At 64.7% G+C, this 16,177-nt stretch carries 14 protein-coding genes; 9 read left to right on the top strand and 5 right to left on the bottom strand.

All coding sequences use genetic code 11. From position 1 onward, the window contains the following. Positions 1-33: 33 nt before the first annotated feature. Both JAB6_RS01215 and JAB6_RS01220 read right to left on the bottom strand, forming a co-directional pair. The gene (locus JAB6_RS01215) at positions 34-375 is read right to left on the bottom strand and encodes a hypothetical protein (protein WP_070301076.1); all 342 of its coding nucleotides are present in this window, start codon (positions 373-375) and stop codon (positions 34-36) included. Continuing rightward, positions 376-1,104 (bottom strand): hypothetical protein, encoded by a 729-nt coding sequence (locus JAB6_RS01220; protein WP_034746168.1) that lies wholly within the window; start codon positions 1,102-1,104, stop codon positions 376-378. It abuts the gene before it with no gap. 191 nt (positions 1,105-1,295) lie between these two features. Here JAB6_RS01220 and JAB6_RS01225 point away from each other — a divergent pair, with 191 nt between their 5' ends. Next, the gene (locus JAB6_RS01225) at positions 1,296-3,068 is read left to right on the top strand and encodes a GGDEF domain-containing protein (RefSeq protein ID WP_254671410.1); all 1,773 of its coding nucleotides are present in this window, start codon (positions 1,296-1,298) and stop codon (positions 3,066-3,068) included. On the opposite strand, the gene JAB6_RS01230 is transcribed toward JAB6_RS01225, so the two are convergent. Further along, complete coding sequence (locus JAB6_RS01230; protein ID WP_070301078.1) at positions 3,058-3,540, bottom strand: CinA family protein; 483 nt, start codon at positions 3,538-3,540, stop codon at positions 3,058-3,060. The genes JAB6_RS01225 and JAB6_RS01230 overlap by 11 nt on opposite strands. A gap of 223 nt (positions 3,541-3,763) precedes the next feature. On the opposite strand from JAB6_RS01230, the gene JAB6_RS01235 reads away from it, so the two are divergent. From JAB6_RS01235 to JAB6_RS01245, 3 genes are read left to right on the top strand one after another with little or no spacing between them, the layout of a single operon-like run. Beyond that, positions 3,764-4,381, top strand: coding sequence for a YfiR family protein (locus JAB6_RS01235; protein WP_175444472.1), 618 nt, complete (start codon positions 3,764-3,766; stop codon positions 4,379-4,381). Then, the gene (locus tag JAB6_RS01240) at positions 4,382-6,412 is read left to right on the top strand and encodes an ATP-binding protein (RefSeq protein ID WP_070301079.1); all 2,031 of its coding nucleotides are present in this window, start codon (positions 4,382-4,384) and stop codon (positions 6,410-6,412) included. Next, positions 6,409-8,997 (top strand): EAL domain-containing protein, encoded by a 2,589-nt coding sequence (locus tag JAB6_RS01245; RefSeq protein WP_034746182.1) that lies wholly within the window; start codon positions 6,409-6,411, stop codon positions 8,995-8,997. The genes JAB6_RS01240 and JAB6_RS01245 overlap by 4 nt, the downstream gene beginning before the upstream one ends. Before the next feature lies 1 nt (position 8,998). Here JAB6_RS01245 and thiL read toward each other — a convergent pair whose 3' ends face one another. After that, positions 8,999-9,979 carry a thiamine-phosphate kinase gene (gene thiL, locus JAB6_RS01250; protein WP_070301080.1) on the bottom strand — a complete coding sequence of 327 codons (981 nt, stop codon included), beginning with the start codon at positions 9,977-9,979 and terminating at the stop codon, positions 8,999-9,001. Between the two features lie 89 nt (positions 9,980-10,068). Here thiL and JAB6_RS01255 point away from each other — a divergent pair, with 89 nt between their 5' ends. Continuing rightward, positions 10,069-10,674, top strand: coding sequence for a hypothetical protein (locus JAB6_RS01255; protein WP_139143240.1), 606 nt, complete (start codon positions 10,069-10,071; stop codon positions 10,672-10,674). Here the strand turns inward: JAB6_RS01255 and JAB6_RS01260 are convergent. Beyond that, positions 10,671-11,192, bottom strand: coding sequence for a MarR family winged helix-turn-helix transcriptional regulator (locus JAB6_RS01260; protein ID WP_070301458.1), 522 nt, complete (start codon positions 11,190-11,192; stop codon positions 10,671-10,673). The genes JAB6_RS01255 and JAB6_RS01260 overlap by 4 nt on opposite strands. A 120-nt stretch (positions 11,193-11,312) precedes the next feature. Between JAB6_RS01260 and JAB6_RS01265 the strand changes: the two genes are divergently transcribed. The 4 genes from JAB6_RS01265 (at position 11,313) to JAB6_RS01280 (ending at position 16,003) form a co-directional block, all read left to right on the top strand. Continuing rightward, positions 11,313-12,506 carry an MFS transporter gene (locus tag JAB6_RS01265; RefSeq protein WP_070301082.1) on the top strand — a complete coding sequence of 398 codons (1,194 nt, stop codon included), beginning with the start codon at positions 11,313-11,315 and terminating at the stop codon, positions 12,504-12,506. A gap of 40 nt (positions 12,507-12,546) precedes the next feature. Continuing rightward, the gene (locus tag JAB6_RS01270) at positions 12,547-13,140 is read left to right on the top strand and encodes an SMI1/KNR4 family protein (protein ID WP_070301083.1); all 594 of its coding nucleotides are present in this window, start codon (positions 12,547-12,549) and stop codon (positions 13,138-13,140) included. Beyond that, complete coding sequence (locus tag JAB6_RS01275) at positions 13,133-13,486, top strand: hypothetical protein (protein WP_217494592.1); 354 nt, start codon at positions 13,133-13,135, stop codon at positions 13,484-13,486. The genes JAB6_RS01270 and JAB6_RS01275 overlap by 8 nt, the downstream gene beginning before the upstream one ends. Before the next feature lie 198 nt (positions 13,487-13,684). After that, on the top strand, positions 13,685-16,003 hold the full coding sequence (locus JAB6_RS01280) for an NADP-dependent malic enzyme (RefSeq protein ID WP_070301084.1): 2,319 nt from the start codon (positions 13,685-13,687) through the stop codon (positions 16,001-16,003). Positions 16,004-16,177 lie beyond the last annotated feature (174 nt).

Genomic DNA, 16,177 nt, shown 5'->3' on the forward strand with positions numbered 1-16,177 from the left:
GCGACGGTGCTACGGTCGTTACTACGGCCGGTGCTACAGTTTATACAGGAGGGCCGCGCCGCCCAGCACCAGCAGCGCGCAGGCGACGGAGACGATGGCCGCCGCGCCCAGCAAGCGCCATTCGCGCGGAGAAAACCAAGCGGCGGACAGGGGCGCTTGCGGCGCAGGCTGGGGCACGGCCGCAGGCAAGCCGCCAGCCGCGCGCGCCTGGACCGCCAGCGCCTGCGTGGCGGCGTCGAGCAGGGCCAGCTGGCGCTCGACGGTTTCCGCCAGCACGGCTTCGTTCAGCGCCACGAGGGCGAATATCGGGTCATCGACGTCGACCTTGATGCCCGTCTTGTCGAACACGTGGCTGCGCAGTTTGTGCTGGTCCATCTACCACTGCACCTTGTCGAGCTGTTCGAAGATGTCGCGGTAGACGACCTTGATGCGCTGCTTTTCCATGATGTTGAACTTGTCGTTCTGCAGTACTTCCTGCATCGTCAGGCGCGCCGTGTTCATTTTCTTGACGTCCGCGCCAAAGGTGTCGGGATTGCGCTGGCTCAGAGTGATGCTGCCTTTCACGCGCGCGCGGTTGTCGCTGTACGACTGCGATTCGACGAATTGCTTGCCGGACGCCGATTGCAGCAGGCCGAAGTGTTCGTTTTGCCACAGCACCAGCGGCACCTTCGTCGATTGGGCTGTCGCGACAAAACCCGTGGCCGTGTCGTGCAAGGTATCGCCGCCGCCGACGATGGTGTGGATGTAGACCTTGCGGCCCGATTCTTCCAGCAGCGAAAAACAGTCGTTTTCCAGCAGGTAGCCCATCAGCGGCGAAAACGTGTTCGCGCCATTGTCGATCACGCAGTTGCCGTCCGTGTCGAGAATGTCGATCATCAGCGCGTCGAAGCGTTTCGGGTCGATGTTGCGCGCATCCGTCATCACGGGCACGTGCTTGACGTTCATCGCCTTGTAGCGCGAGAACGTGGCGTTTTCCTGATCGGTGTCATAGCAGCGCAAAGGCGTGTCGTCCTTGCCGCCTATCCACTGGGCCAGCAGGGTCGAGACGAGGGTCTTGCCGATGCCGCCCTTGCCCTGCAGGATGAAATGTACCGTGTTTTGCATTGCGACTACTCCAAGTTGTTGCGTCAGTGACAATCAAAGATCCGTGACAGCGGCGACTGGCATTTTTACCACAATCCTTTGCAAATATGCCATGCGGAACAGCGAATCTGGTTATGATGTTAATCAGGATACCATTGATGTAGAGCAAGTTTTGTGTGAAAAATCCACCCCAGAGTGTGAACGAGGACGCAGTGCCGATCTCCAGTCTCGATAAAGCCGACATTGACCGTCTGAATCAGCAAGCCCTGTCTTGCCTGGTCGGCAACCGCCGCCAGGCGCGCCGGCTGGCGCAGATGGCGCTGGCGGCGGCGCAACGGCAACAGTATGCGCGCGGCGGTGCGTATGCGGAACTCAATCATTGCTGGCTCGCGTATTACGCGGGCGAGGCCGAACCGTCATGCGAGCGCCTGGGCGCGTATTTCCAGCACAGCGGCGACCTGGAAGGGGGCATGGAAGTGGCCGCCCTGCAGGGCGCGTATGCGAGCCGGCGCGGCGATTTTGCCGATGCCGAGCAGCATTTCCTGCAGGCGCGCAGCCAGGCCGCGCAGATACCCGACTCGCTGCACAAATTCATGCTGTACGCGCGCCTGGGCGTCGATGCCCTGAACCGTGGCGATACGCAGGACGGCCCGCGCAATTTCCTGCTGGCGCTGGACATCGCCGAGCGCTTCGGCAGCCCCGCGCACCGGGTCAACAGCCTGTCAAACCTTGCGTCGTCGCAGCATGACCTGGGCAACGATGAAGACGCGATTCCCCTGCTGGTCGAGGCGCTCGAAATCATCGGCACGCAAAAGCTCAAATACCAGCAAACCATCGTGTCGGCCAACCTGGCCATGTGTTTCTTGGCCACGGGCAAGCCGGCCGAGGCGCTGGCGCTGGTGGAACCATATTACGAGTGGCCGGAAGAAGACTTGGCCGTGCGCGCCTTTCTTTTCTGCATTGCCGCCCACGCCGCGATCCTGTTACGCCAGCCCGACAGTGCCCTGCAACTGCTGTTGCGGGCCGAAGAGTACGCGCGCCGGGGCCAGGACCTGGAAGAGCAGATGCATGCGTGGCTGGTGCGCGGCAAGCTCGACTTGCACGCGGGCCAGACGGCGCAGGCGCTGGCGTCCCTGACGCAGGCGCACAGCCTGCTGAGCTGGACGCGCAATCCGTTTCACCAGCAGCAGATCCTGCGCGGCTTGTCCGACATCAATGCCCAGCTGGGCGAATGGCAGGCCGCGTATGGTTTCCTGCAGCAATACCAGGCCGCGTACGAGGCCAGCAGCAAGTCGGCGCGCGCGTCGCGCAGCCTGATGCGCAATCTGGAAAAGGAAATGCACAGCCTGAAGGCCGAGCGCGACAAGGCGCTGGAGCTGCAGGCGGCGCGCGAATCGGAAAACGTCAAGCTCGAACACCTGAACCGCGAACTGGCGCACCAGATCCTGCACGTCAATTCCCTGCAGGACAGCCTGAAGGAGCAGGCCATGCGCGACCACCTGACGGGCCTGTACAACCGCCGCCATTTTGAAACCTGCCTCAATGCCATCCTGCACGAGGCCGACGCGGATGCGCCCGTGGCCATCGCCATCATCGACCTGGATTTTTTCAAGCGCGTCAACGATACCTACGGGCACAACTTTGGCGACGAAGTGCTGATCCAGTTCGCGCGCCTGGTGGAAGGCCAGCTGCGCGGCACCGATATGGTCTGCCGCTATGGCGGCGAGGAATTCTGCCTGCTGTTGCGCGAAGCCGACAGCCTCATCGCGGCGCACAAGATCGACGATATCGCCGCGCGCTACCGCCAGTTGCTGATCCAGCAGGCGCCGCACAGCTTGACGGGCTGCACCTTTTCGGCCGGCATCGCCGAATATCCGCGCCACGGCGCCGGCCGCCACGAATTGCTGATGCGCGCCGACAGCGCGCTGTATGCGGCCAAGCAGGCGGGCCGCGACCGCGCCTGCATCGCCGACGCTACTGGATAAAGCGCAGCAGTTCGCGCAGCGCGTGCGCCACGGCCTGCTCGCGCACGGCCTGGCGGTCGCCGGCAAACACGAGCCGCTGCGTCTGCACGCGCCCGTCCATGGCCCAGCCGAAGCAGACGGTGCCGACGGGCTTGCCCGGCACGCCGCCCGTGGGGCCGGCGATGCCCGTGGTCGAGACCGCCACCTGGGCTGCACTGTGGGCCAGGGTGCCTTGCGCCATGGCGGCGGCCACTTCCTCGCTGACGGCGCCGTGTGCGGCGATCAGTTCGGCAGGCACGCCCAGCATGCCGCTCTTGGCCCCGTTGGAGTACGTAACGAAACCCCGTTCGAACCAGGCGCTCGAGCCCGGGATATCGGTGACGGCCTGCGCCACGCCGCCGCCCGTGCACGATTCGGCCGTGGCCAGCAGCAGGCCTTTCGCCTGCAAGGCCAGGCCGACTGCGGTGGAGAGGGGGACGAGTTCCTTGCTCATGGATGACTCCTGCATGCGGTGAAAATGGTGGCAAGACTGTAGCATGGCCGACGGCAAAAGAAACTTTCCCCGGTACCAGCGAAAATGCGTACACTCTTTTATACATTTGCTACCACTTCGGGCCGGCAGGCGCTCTGTCGCTGCGCCACCCAGGTGCGCATCGCTCGAACAGGCAAGCGGCATGGTGCCGCGCCTTCGTATGCATTATCTTTACTCGGTTGTCATGGTAATTCTGAACTGGACCTGGTGGCGTCATCCTGGCCCCTTGCGCCGCCCCGCGCGCGGCGCCGCTTGCCGTTCCCTGCGCTGGGGCTGGCTATTGCTGCTTTTGGGCGTGCTGTGCGCCGATGCGCGATCGCAGGTGCCGGGGGAGCTGGAACGCCAGGTCAAGGCCGGGTATCTGTACAAGTTCGCCGGCTATGTCGAATGGCCCGACGGCAGCTTTGCCCGGCCCGACTCGCCGCTGGTGATCGGCGTGGCGGGCGCCGATGCGCTGGCCGAGCAGCTCGAACAGAGCGTGGCCGGGCATAGCGTCAACGGCCGTGCCGTGCAGGTGAAGAAAGTACGCCGCGGCGAAGCGCTGGCCGGGCTGCACGTGCTGTACCTGGGCGCGCTGGAGAAAACGGCGCTGCAGGAAATGCTGGCCGCCAGCCGTGGCCTGGCGTTGCTGACGGTGTCCGATTCGGATGAGGTCTACGCGATGGGCAGCATGATCAATTTTGTGATGGCCGAAGACAAGGTCCGCTTCGACGTGGCCTTGAAACCCGTGGCGCAGGCGCATATCCGCATCAGCGCGCGCATGCTGCTGGCCGCCTACCGCGTGCAGACTGGGGGCGCCTAGATGATCAGACTGCGTTCCATCCGCCACAAGCTGATGTCGGTGGTCTTGCTGACCACCCTGGTGGCGCTCGTCATTTCGCTGGGCACCATCGTCGTCTACGACTTGCGTGCCTACCACCGCAACCTGGTGGCCGACATCAGTACCCAGGCCGAGCTGCTCGGGCATATGAGTTCGGCCGCGCTGGCCTTCGACGACGAACGCCTGGCGCTGGAAAACCTCAATTTGATGCGCATCCGTCCGCGCGTGACGGCCGGCGCCCTGTACAAGGCCGACGGCAGCCTGTTTGCCAGCTACCGTGCGCATCAGCACGTGGGCGAGCTGCCGGCGAAGGCGGGCCAGGAAGGCGTCAGCATCGCGGGCAAATCCGTCGAATTGTTCAAGCCCATCGTCGACAATGGCGAATTGCTGGGCACCGTGTATCTGCGCGCCGATTACGAGCTGGCCGGCCGCACGGCCGATTACCTGGCCATCGCGCTGGGCGTGACGGTGCTGGCGCTGCTGGTGGCCTTGCTGCTGCTGCGCCGCCTCGATTTCGTCATCACGCAGCCGATCCTCGACATCGCCGACGTGGCGCGCGAAGTGATCGAGACGGGCGATTATTCGCGCCGCGCGCGCAAGCTCAGCGTCGACGAAGTGGCGCAGCTGGTCGATTCCTTCAACAAGATGCTGGCCGAGATCGAGCTGCGCACGCAGGCGCTGGAGCGCTCGAACGGCGAGCTGGCGCGCGAAGGCGAGCAGCGCACCGAGGCGCAGCAGGAAGTCATGCGCCTGAACCAGGAACTGGAAGTGCGCGTGCACGAGCGCACGATGCAGCTGGAAATGACGAATGGCGAATTGGCCATGGCGATGGAAGAGGCGCGCAGCGCCAACTACGCCAAGTCGGCGTTTTTGTCGTCGATGAGCCATGAATTGCGCACGCCGCTCAACGCCATCCTGGGCTTCGCACAAATCCTCAGTTCCGACCGCCTGCCGTCGACCCTGGAACAAAAGAAGGAGTTCGCCGGGCATATCCTGAAATCGGGGCGCCACCTGCTGACACTGATCAATGAAATCCTCGACCTGGCCAAGGTGGAGTCAGGCACGGTCAGCCTGTCGCTGGAACCGGTGGGTCTGGACGCCATCTTGCAGGAATGCCGCGACATGATCGCGCCGCTGGCCAGCCAGCGCGGCATCGGCATGACCTTCCCCGACGCCTGCCCCCTGAACGTGCTGGCCGACCGCACGCGCCTCAAGCAAATCCTGTTGAACCTGTTATCGAATGCGCTCAAGTACAACCGCGAGCAGGGGCAGGTGGCCATCGATTGCGCGCCGCAGGCGGGCGGCCGGGTGCGCATCAGCGTGCGCGATACGGGCGTGGGCCTCGACGGCGAGCAGGTGGCGCTGCTGTTCCAGCCGTTCAACCGGCTGGGGCAGGAGGGCGGCACGGAAGAAGGCAGCGGCATCGGCCTGGTGGTCACCAAGCGCCTGGTGGAGCTGATGGATGGCAGCATCGGCGTGACCAGCGCACCCGGCGAGGGCAGCACCTTCTGGATCGAGCTGCGCGTGGTCGATGCCTTGCCCATGCCTGCGGCACCCGCCTTGCCGCGGCCGGACCTGGCCGGGGCGCTGCTCGATCACAGCGCCCCCGTGACCTTGCTGTACGTGGAAGACAATCCCGCCAACCTGACCCTGGTCGAGGAAATCGTGCGCTACTGCCCGCAATTGAAGCTGCTGACGGCCACCGACGGCCGCCTGGGCGTGGAAATGGCGCGCACGCACCTGCCGCAGCTGATCCTGATGGACATCAATCTGCCGAACGTGAACGGCACGGACGCGCTGAAACTGCTGCGCGCCGATCCGCGCACGGCGCACATTCCCGTCATCGCCCTGACGGCCAACGCCATGCCGGGCGACGTCGAGCGCAGCATGGCGCTGGGCTTCTACCGCTATCTGACCAAGCCGATCAACCTCGATGAATTTACCGAGGCGATCAACAGCACCCTGGCCTATGTGGCGCAGCAGCGCCGGCAGAAGGGAACGGGCGCGCCATGATCAGCCAGGCCGATATATACGCGGCGAAAATTCTCCTCGTCGATGACCAGGAAGTCAATCTGCGCCTGCTCGAGCATTTGCTGCAAAGCGGCGGCTACACGGCCATCACCAGCACCCTCGACGCGCGCGCCGTGGCTGGCCTGCACCAGCGCCACCAGTTCGACCTGATCATCCTCGACCTGGTGATGCCCGGCATGAGCGGCTACGAGGTGATGGATGCCCTGCGCCCGCTGGAACTGGAAGGCTACCTGCCCGTGCTGGTGATCGCGGCCGACCCGGACGCCAAGCTGGCGGCGCTGGAAGCGGGCGCGCGCGACTTCATCAGCAAGCCCTTCGACGCGCTCGAGGTGCTCACGCGCATCCGCAACATGCTCGAAGTGCGGCTGCTGCACCGCGCCGCGCGCCACTACAACACCCTGCTCGAACGCACGGTGGGCCAGCGCACGGCCGAACTGCAGCGCTTTCGCGGCGCCATGGATGCCACCACGGACGCCATCTTCCTCGTCGACGTGCTGGGCATGACGCTGGTCGACGTCAACGACGGCGCTTGCCGTTTGCTTGGCTATGCGCGCACCGAACTGCTGGCGCTGGCGCCGGGCACCTTGCTGCCATCGCCGCCGGCCCCGCCGCTGGCCGCGCTGCCGGGCGGCGCGGCCCATCTGGCCACGGAAGTGACGGAGTGCGAACTGGTGCGGCGCGACCTGAGCCTGATCCCCGTGGAACTGGGCTGGCACTGGTATGCGCAAGCGCCCGTGACGGGCGGCTATTCTGGCACCCCTGGCGCGGGCGGCCTGCTGCTGATCGCCGTGGCGCGCGACATCAGCGAGCGGCGCCAGGCGCAGGAGCGCCTCAAGCACCTGGCCCATTACGATGGCTTGACGGGACTGCCGAACCGCAGCCTGTTCTACCAGACCCTGGCCCAGGCCGTGGAACTGGCGCAAGAGAAAAGCTGGCGCATCGTGGTGCTGTTCATCGCGCTCGACCGTTTTAAAAGCATCAACGACACCCTGGGCGCGGCGCTGGGCGACGAATTGCTGCGCCAGTTCAGCAACCGCCTCGTCGAATGCGTGCGCCTGCGCGACACGGTGGGTCGATTGGGCAACGACGAATTCGCGCTGATATTGACGATGAGCCGCAACCAGCAGGAAGCCGTCGCCGTGGCCAACCAGGTGCGCGAAGCCCTGAGGGCGCCATTCGACTTGCGCGGCCATGCGGCCACCCTGACGGCCAGCATCGGCATCGCCATGTATCCGGACGACGCCACCGACCCGGAAACCCTGATCAAATACGCGAATACGGCCATGGGCGGCGCCAAGCAGGCGGGCCGCGACGGCTACCGCTTTTTCACGGCCGGCATGAACGTACAGGTGCTGGCGCGCCTGGACCTGGAACTGGCGCTGCGCCATGCGCTCGAACACGACCAGTTCATCCTGTACTACCAGCCCAAAGTGGATTTGCGCACGGGCCGCATCAGCGGCGTGGAAGCGCTGCTGCGCTGGCGCCGTCCCGGCTACGGCCTGGTGGCACCGGCCGAATTCGTGCCCGTGCTGGAAGACACGGGGCTGATCGTGCGCGTGGGTGCCTGGGTGATCCAGGCCGCCTGCCGCCAGATCGCCGATTGGCGCGACAGCGAAGTGGGACCCGTGCACGTGGCCGTGAATGTGTCGAGCCGCCAGTTTGCCGAAGGCGACCTGGAAGGCGAAGTGACGCGCGCGCTGGCGCATCACAACGTGGCGCCGGAATTGCTGGAACTGGAATTGACGGAAACGGCGCTGATGTCGAACGCCGAGCGCACCATCGTCGTGCTGGGCAAACTGAAGAAAATCGGCGTGAAGGTGGCCATCGACGATTTCGGTACCGGTTATTCGAGCCTTGCGTATCTGCAGCGCTTCCCCATCGACAAGCTGAAGATCGACATCGCCTTCGTGCGCAACATCACCAGCAACCCGAACGACGCGGCCATCGCGCTGGCCATCGTCAGCATGGCGCACAGCCTGAAACTGAGCGTCGTGGCCGAGGGCGTGGAATCGCGTCCGCAGCTCGAATACCTGCGGCGCAACCGCTGCGACGAGATCCAGGGTTTCTATTTCAGCCGCGCCCTGCCGGCGCTGGAACTGGGACAGATGATCGTCGCCGGCGCCGGTCTGCCGCCCGGCCACGACCCGGCCGCCCAGCCCGCGCAGACGCTGCTCATCGTCGACGACGACGTCAACGTGCTGTCGTCATTGCACCGCCTGTTCCGTCCCGAGGGCTACCAGATCCTGACGGCCAGCACGCCGGCCGAAGGGTTTGAAATGCTGGCCCTGCACAGGGTCCACGTGATCGTCTGCGACCAGCGCATGCCGAGCATGAGCGGCACGGAATTCCTCAGCAAGGTGAAAGAGCTGTACCCGGAAACCATCCGCATCATCCTGTCCGGCTACACGGGCCTGGAAGCCGTGCTCGACTCGATCAACCGGGGCGCCATCTACCGTTTCTATACGAAACCGTGGGATGACACCCAGTTGCGCGACAACATCCGCCTGGCCTTCCAGCACTACTGGATGGTGAACCAGCCGGGGCTGGCGCGGGTGGCGGTGCGCTAGCTCAATCGGTGAAGTGGTCGAAGGAAGACAGCTGCAGATCGAGCGGCTGCCCGGCCGCATCCACCAGCCGCAAGCCCGCATGCGCCTCGATGCTGCCCACGCGCGTGGCTGGTGTGGCGCAGCTGGCCGCCAGGGCGGCGATGGCGTCGCGCGAGGAAGCGGGCGCCGTGAAGCACAATTCATAATCGTCGCCGCCGGCGGCCGTGTAGCGGCGGCGCAAGCCTGTTTCCTGCTGCGCCAGCACGGGGCCGGCCGGCAGGGCGTCGACGTCGAGCGTGGCGCCCACCTGTGACGCTTTCAAGATGTGGCCCAGATCTCCCACCAGGCCGTCCGAAATGTCGATGGCCGCATGCGCGAGACCCGCTTCGGCCAGCGCGCAGCCGAGCGCCACGCGCGGCGTCGGCGTGTGCATGCGCGCGCCTGCCATGGCCAGGTCGGCTGGCGACAATGCCTGTTCCTTGCGGTAGCCGGCCAAGGCCAGGCGCGCGTCGCCTAAGGTGCCGCTGACCCAGATGTCGTCGCCCGCCACGGCCGCGCTGCGGCGCAGGGCCTGGCCCGGCGCCAGTTCGCCGAACACGGTGATGCAGATATTCAAAGGGCCCCTGGTGGTGTCGCCGCCGATCAATTCGCAGCCGAAGGCGTCGGCCAGCGCAAACAGGCCGTCGGCAAAGCCGGCCAGCCAGGCGCGCTCCGCTTGCGGCAATGCCAGGGCCAACGTAAATGCCACGGGACGCGCGCCCATGGCGGCCAGGTCGGACAAATTCACGGCCAGGCTTTTGTGGCCGAGCATGCGGGCGTCGGCGCCGGCAAAGAAGTGCCGGTCCTCGACCAGCATGTCCGACGAGATGGCGATCTGCTTGCCGGCGCCGGGCGTAATCAGCGCGCAATCGTCACCGATGCCCAGGGTGGCGCGGCCGGGGCACTGGCGAACGAAATATTGTTTGATCAGGTCGAATTCGGAAAGCGCGTCGTGTGGGGCCATGGCGTGGTCAGTTCGTTGAGTGAGGGTGTGGCCCGGCTATTATAGGCTGGCATACAATAGGCGCCTTTGCCACTGCCGAACAGCTTGCCATGCCCCTCCCCGATATTCACGTTCTGTTGCAATCCTGGCTTGATCACGGCTGGCTGCGCGACCCGCAAGCCGTCGGCTTGCGCACCTTCGAGGCACAGGAGCTGGCGGCGCGCGGCTTCGACGCCATCAGCGACGGCAACCAGCTGTGCCTGTATGAAGATGCGCGCCTGTTCCGCCGCGCCGGCCGTCCCGTGCCGGCGTCGTTCAAGGTGTATCTGCAGCGCGGCCAGCTGGGCGCGAATGGCCTGGAACTCGGTTATCAGGTGCATCTGGCCGGTTTTCTGCGCGCGGCGCGGCAGCCCTTGCCGGCGTGTCGCGTGCTGCTGGAACAAGGCGGCCGCAGCGGCGCCCTGCTGTTCGACAACGGCCTGGTGCTGCAGTTTTGCGCCAACTTGCGTGGCAAGCCGCGCCATTACTACCTGACCCTGGTCGAGGGACATGTGGCCGATGCCCAGCTTCCGGACCGCGACAGCGATATCGACTTGCGCGCGGCCAGCGCGCGCCATGTCCAGGCCATCTACGACAGCCGCGACCCTGCCGAACTGCGGCGCCTGGCCCGGCGCGGCAATGCGGCGCTGCGCGAACTGGCGAGTCTGTTCGCCTAGGCTTTCTTCGCCTGCGCCATGCCGTGCAGCAGCTTGGCCAGCAACTGGTCGAGCTGGCGCTGCTCGTCCGCGCTGAGCGCCGACAGCATGGCGCGCTCGTTCTCCACGTGCAGCAGCACCAGCTTTTCTATCAATTCCAATCCCCTTTGTGTCAGGGCCACCAGCACGCCGCGCCGGTCCGTCGGGTGCTTCTGTCGCTCGATCCAGCCGGCCGCTTCCAGCCGGTCGATGCGGTTGGTCATGCCGCCCGAGGACAGCATGGCCGCTTCGTACAGGGCCGTCGGCGTCAGGCTGTAGGGCGCGCCCGAGCGGCGCAAGGTCGCCAGCACGTCGAATTCGCCCGGCTGCAAGCCGTGCTCCGCGAACAGCGGATTGAGCCAGTCGCGCGCCATCAGCTGCGCCACCGTGCTCAACTGGCCCACCAGCTGCATGGCGCGCGTGTCCATCTGCGGCAGCTCGCGCTGCCATTGTGCGGCGGCAAATTGCGCGCGCGTGTGTTCTTGCGGGGTAGTTGTCATGGGCATCCATTTATCTTGACCTCAAGATAGATTTCTATCTTTATGTTAAGATACTTTTCATCGAGTCATATTTGATGACGCATTAAACCATGTGCCTCCCAGCGAGGCAAGGACTATCCCATGCCTTCCGCCCGACCTGCCGCATCCCTTTCTGCTTCAGCTTCTTCGGCCCTGCTGGTGGCCGCCATCATCCTGCTGGGCTTGAACTTGCGGCCCATCCTGGCCGCCATCGGCCCCTTGCTCGACAGTATTCAGGCCGGCACGGGCCTCAGCAATGCCGATGCGGGCTTGCTGACCACCGTGCCCGTGTTCGCCATGGGCCTGTGCGCGCTGGCGGGCGCGCAGCTGCAGCGCCGGCTGGGCGTGGCGCGCGGCATCTCGCTGGGCATCGCCATCATCGCTGCCGCCTGCGCGCTGCGCTGGCCCTTGCATGGCAGCGGCGGCCTGATCGCCACGGCGGCCCTGGGCGGCCTGGGCATCGCGCTGGTGCAAGCCTTGCTGCCCGCCTTCATCAAGCGCCATTTCCCCGAGCGGGCAGGCCAGTTGATGGGCTTTTATACGACGGGCATCATGGGCGGCGCCGCCATTGCCGCGGCGTCCGCTTCACCGTTGGCGCAATCGCTGGGCTGGCAGGTGCTGCTAGCCCTGTGGGCGCTGCCGGCCGTTGCCGCCGCGCTGCTGTGGCGCCGGGCAGCCGCTTCGCGCGTGGAGGTATCCAGCGGCGCGGGCGCCAGCCTGCCCGTGGGCAGTGGCCGCGCCTGGCTGCTGATGGTGTTCTTTGGCATCGGCACGGGCGCGTACACCCTGGTGCTGGCCTGGCTGCCGCCGTTTTATACGGAGCTGGGCTGGAGCGCGGCCGACAGCGGCTTGCTGCTCGGTGGCCTGACCCTCGTGGAGGTGCTGGCGGGACTGGTGATTTCCAGCGTCATCCACCGTTTCCCCGACCGCCGCATCCTGTTGCTGGCCGTCCTGCTGGCCGTGCTGGGCGGCCTGGCCTGCCTGATTGTGGCGCCCGCGCAACTGGCGTTGCCCGCCGTGATATTGCTGGGCTGCGGCATCGGCGCTTTGTTCCCCTTGTCGCTGATCGTCAGCATGGACCACGTGGTTGAGCCGGCCGGCGCCGGCGCACTGCTCGGTTTCGTGCAGGGCGGCGGCTACATCATCGCCAGCAGCATGCCGTTCATCGCCGGCCTGATACGCCAGCACTCGTCCAGCCTGGCCCAGGCGTGGATGGTGATGGCGGCCGGCGTCGTGGTGCTGCTGCTGATCGCCGTGCGCTTCGCGCCCGGGGCGCGGCTGGCCAATGCACGCTAAGGTGCGCGTGCCGTGTGCCGGCAGCTGATATATTTCGCCCATGCACATCGTCGACCACTATTTGGCAGGATTGCGCCAGGCCTTGCCACCAGAGCCGCTGGCGGAGCTGGCACTGGCCAGCGGCGCCAGCGCGGCACAACTGGCCAGCTTGCGCCACGCGTATCCACTGTGCCCGGACAGCCTTCTGCGCTTGCTGGGCCAGTACAACGGCACCTATTATCAGGAGTACGCGGGCGGCATGGTGCTGGTGTACATGCTGGGCTCGGACGTGTTCGAGTATCCGTATTACCTGAGTTCCGTCGAGCAGATCCTGCAGGACGGGCAGGCGAACCAGCGCAGCATCGCCGATATCTACGGCCATTACCTGGAGGAAGATCCCGGCATCGTCGACGCCCGCATCGACGCCGGTATCCAGCAAGGCCAGCGCCTGTGTTTTTCGCATTGCATGAACAATGGCGGCTCCTCTCGGCTGTATATCGATTTCACGCCCACGGTGTCGGGCAAGGTCGGGCAGGTCGTGCGCTTCCTGCATGACCCCGACAATTACCAGGTCATCGCCGACAGCTTCGACGCTTATCTGCAAATGCTGATCGATGGCGACTATGCCTTCCTGATCGAGGACTATTTTGAATAGTCGCGCCACGCCGCCATCCCTGCTGCCCGCCAACCGCCGCATCGTGCTGTCCGGCGAGGATGCGCTGCGCATCCTGCGCGAGATCGAATTTTTGTTAATGTCGCTCAATAACATCGGCCGCCATTATTATCCCGACGGCGATGATGACGGCGCCGATGCCCAGCGCCGCGCGCAGTATTGCGCGGAGACAACGCGCTTCATCGACGCGCAGCAAGCGACGACGCGCCTGGCGCTGATGCGCCGCATCCTGTCCGCGCCGTTCGACGACACCCTGGGCGCGGATGACATGGACGATATCGAGCGCGCCGTCGCCGCGCTGCCGCTGTGGCGCGCTCCCGGTAAGTGATCATAAAAACTAATTGAAATATAAAATTTGATAGTTTTTCCTGTTGAGGACGTTTGTGCCGCCGGACGGCCTTACAATGCTAGGTTATGCGTTTTCGTGATATCAGACTGTGGCTAGCGGAAAATACCTAGCTAATTGAAAGAATCGGTCTGATAAAATCCGGAACACCCGATCGACCAAACAGGAAGGCAGCACAGCATGGATTCGTCATCTGATAAAAAAGAAGAATTGCGTCAACAATTGCGCTTGGCCGCACTCGAGTATCACGAGTGCCCGCGCCCCGGCAAAATCAGCGTGACGCCGACCAAACAACTGACCAACCAGCGCGACCTGGCACTGGCCTACTCGCCAGGCGTGGCGGCACCGTGCGAAGAAATCGTCATCGATCCGGCCAACGCCTATAAATACACGGCGCGCGGCAACCTGGTGGCCGTCATCACCAACGGCACGGCCGTGCTGGGACTGGGCAATATCGGTCCGCTGGCCGCCAAGCCGGTGATGGAAGGCAAGGGCGTGCTGTTCAAGAAATTTGCCGGCATCGACGTCTTCGACATCGAAATCAACGAATCGGACCCGGACAAACTGGTCGACATCATCGCTTCGCTGGAACCGACCTTCGGCGGCGTGAACCTGGAAGACATCAAGGCGCCCGAGTGCTTCTACATCGAGCGCCAGCTGCGCGACCGCATGAAGATTCCCGTCTTCCATGACGACCAGCACGGCACCGCCATCATCGTCGGCGCGGCCATCCTGAACGGCCTGAAAGCCGTCGGCAAGAAAATCGAGGACTGCAAACTGGTCGTCTCGGGCGCGGGCGCCGCGGCGCTGGCCTGCCTGGACCTGATCGTCGACCTGGGCTTCCCGCTGAAAAACATCTACGTCACCGACCTGGCCGGCGTCGTCTACAAGGGCCGCACGGAACTGATGGACCCGGACAAGGAACGCTTCGCGCAAGACACGCCGCTGCGCACCCTGGCCGAGATCATCCCGGACGCCGACATTTTCCTCGGCGTCTCCGCCGGTGGCGTGCTGAAGCAAGACATGGTGCGCAAGATGGCGCCGAACCCGTTGATCCTGGCGCTGGCCAATCCTAATCCGGAAATCCTGCCGGAAGAAGTCAAGGCCGTGCGCAGCGACGCCATCATCGCCACGGGCCGTTCGGACTATCCGAACCAGGTCAACAACGTGCTGTGCTTCCCGTACATCTTCCGTGGCGCCCTCGATTGCGGCGCGACGACGATCACGCGCGAAATGGAAATCGCCGTCGTGCACGCGATCGCCGACCTGGCGCATGCCGAGCAGTCCGACATCGTGGCCACCACGTATGGCATCAGCAACCTGTCGTTCGGTCCTGAATACCTGATCCCGATGCCGTTCGATCCGCGCCTGCTGATCAAGATCGCGCCAGCGGTGGCCAAGGCGGCCGAGGATTCCGGCGTCGCCACGCGTCCGATCAAGGACTTGCAAGCGTACGCGGACAGCCTGCAGCAATTCGTCTACCGCAGCGGCACCTTCATGAAGCCGCTGTTCCTGATGGCCAAATCCACGCCGGCCGAACTCAAACGCATCGTCTACGCCGAAGGCGAAGAAGAGCGCGTACTGCGCGCCGTGCAAGTGGTGGTCGATGAAAAACTGGCGCGTCCTATCCTGGTCGGCCGTCCACCGGTGCTGGAAGCGCGCATCCAGAAGTTCGGCCTGCGCCTCAAGCAAGGCGTCGACTTCGACGTCATCAACCCGGACTTCGACGAGCGCTATCGCGATTACTGGAACACGTATTACGCGATGACGAGCCGCAAGGGCGTCACCGAGGAATACGCGAAGCTGGAAATGCGCCGCCGCCACACCCTGATCGGTTCGATGATGATCCACAAGGGCGACGCCGACGGCATGATCTGCGGCACCTTCGGCACCACCCAGCTGCACCTGAAATACATCGACCAGGTGCTGGGCAAGCGCGCCGGCAGCAATGTCTACGCCGCCATGAACGTGCTGATCATGCCGGAGCGCCAGCTGGTGATGGTCGACACGCACGTCAATGAAAACCCGGACGCCGAGCAGCTGGCCGAGATCACCATCATGGCCGCCGAAGAGATGACCCGTTTCGGCCTGTCGCCGCGCGCGGCCCTGCTGTCGCACTCGAACTTCGGTTCCAGCGACAGCGCCTCGGCGCAAAAGATGCGCGCCGCCCTGGCCATCGTCAAGGAACGCGCGCCGGACCTGGAAATCGACGGCGAAATGCACGGCGATACGGCCCTCGACAGCAAGCTGCGTCAAAAACTGATGCCCAATTCGGCACTGAAAAACGACGCCAACCTGCTCGTCATGCCGAACATCGAGTCGGCCAACATCGCCTACAATCTGGTGAAAACGGCCGCCGGCAACGGCATCGCCGTGGGCCCGATCCTGCTCGGCTGCGCCAAGCCCGTGCACATTCTGACGCCATCGGCCACCGTGCGCCGCATCGTCAACATGACGGCGCTGTGTGTTGTTGACGCCGTCGCCCAGCGCAAAGTCTAAGGCTGTCGCTGTCAGTTAAAAGCCGCGCCATCCGCAAGGGTGGCGCGGCTTTTTACGTCAGTGCGCCATCGGCAAGGCTATCGCGAGGAAAGTGCAAGTTATTTGATGTGCATCAAAATGCTTGGCCCGCTGCCGGCCATAATGGCATCGAGCTCCTTGCCCTTCCAGTGGTCT

It is taken from the genome of Janthinobacterium sp. HH104 (genome assembly GCF_001758715.1).
Classification (GTDB): Bacteria; Pseudomonadota; Gammaproteobacteria; order Burkholderiales; family Burkholderiaceae_D; genus Janthinobacterium; species Janthinobacterium aestuarii.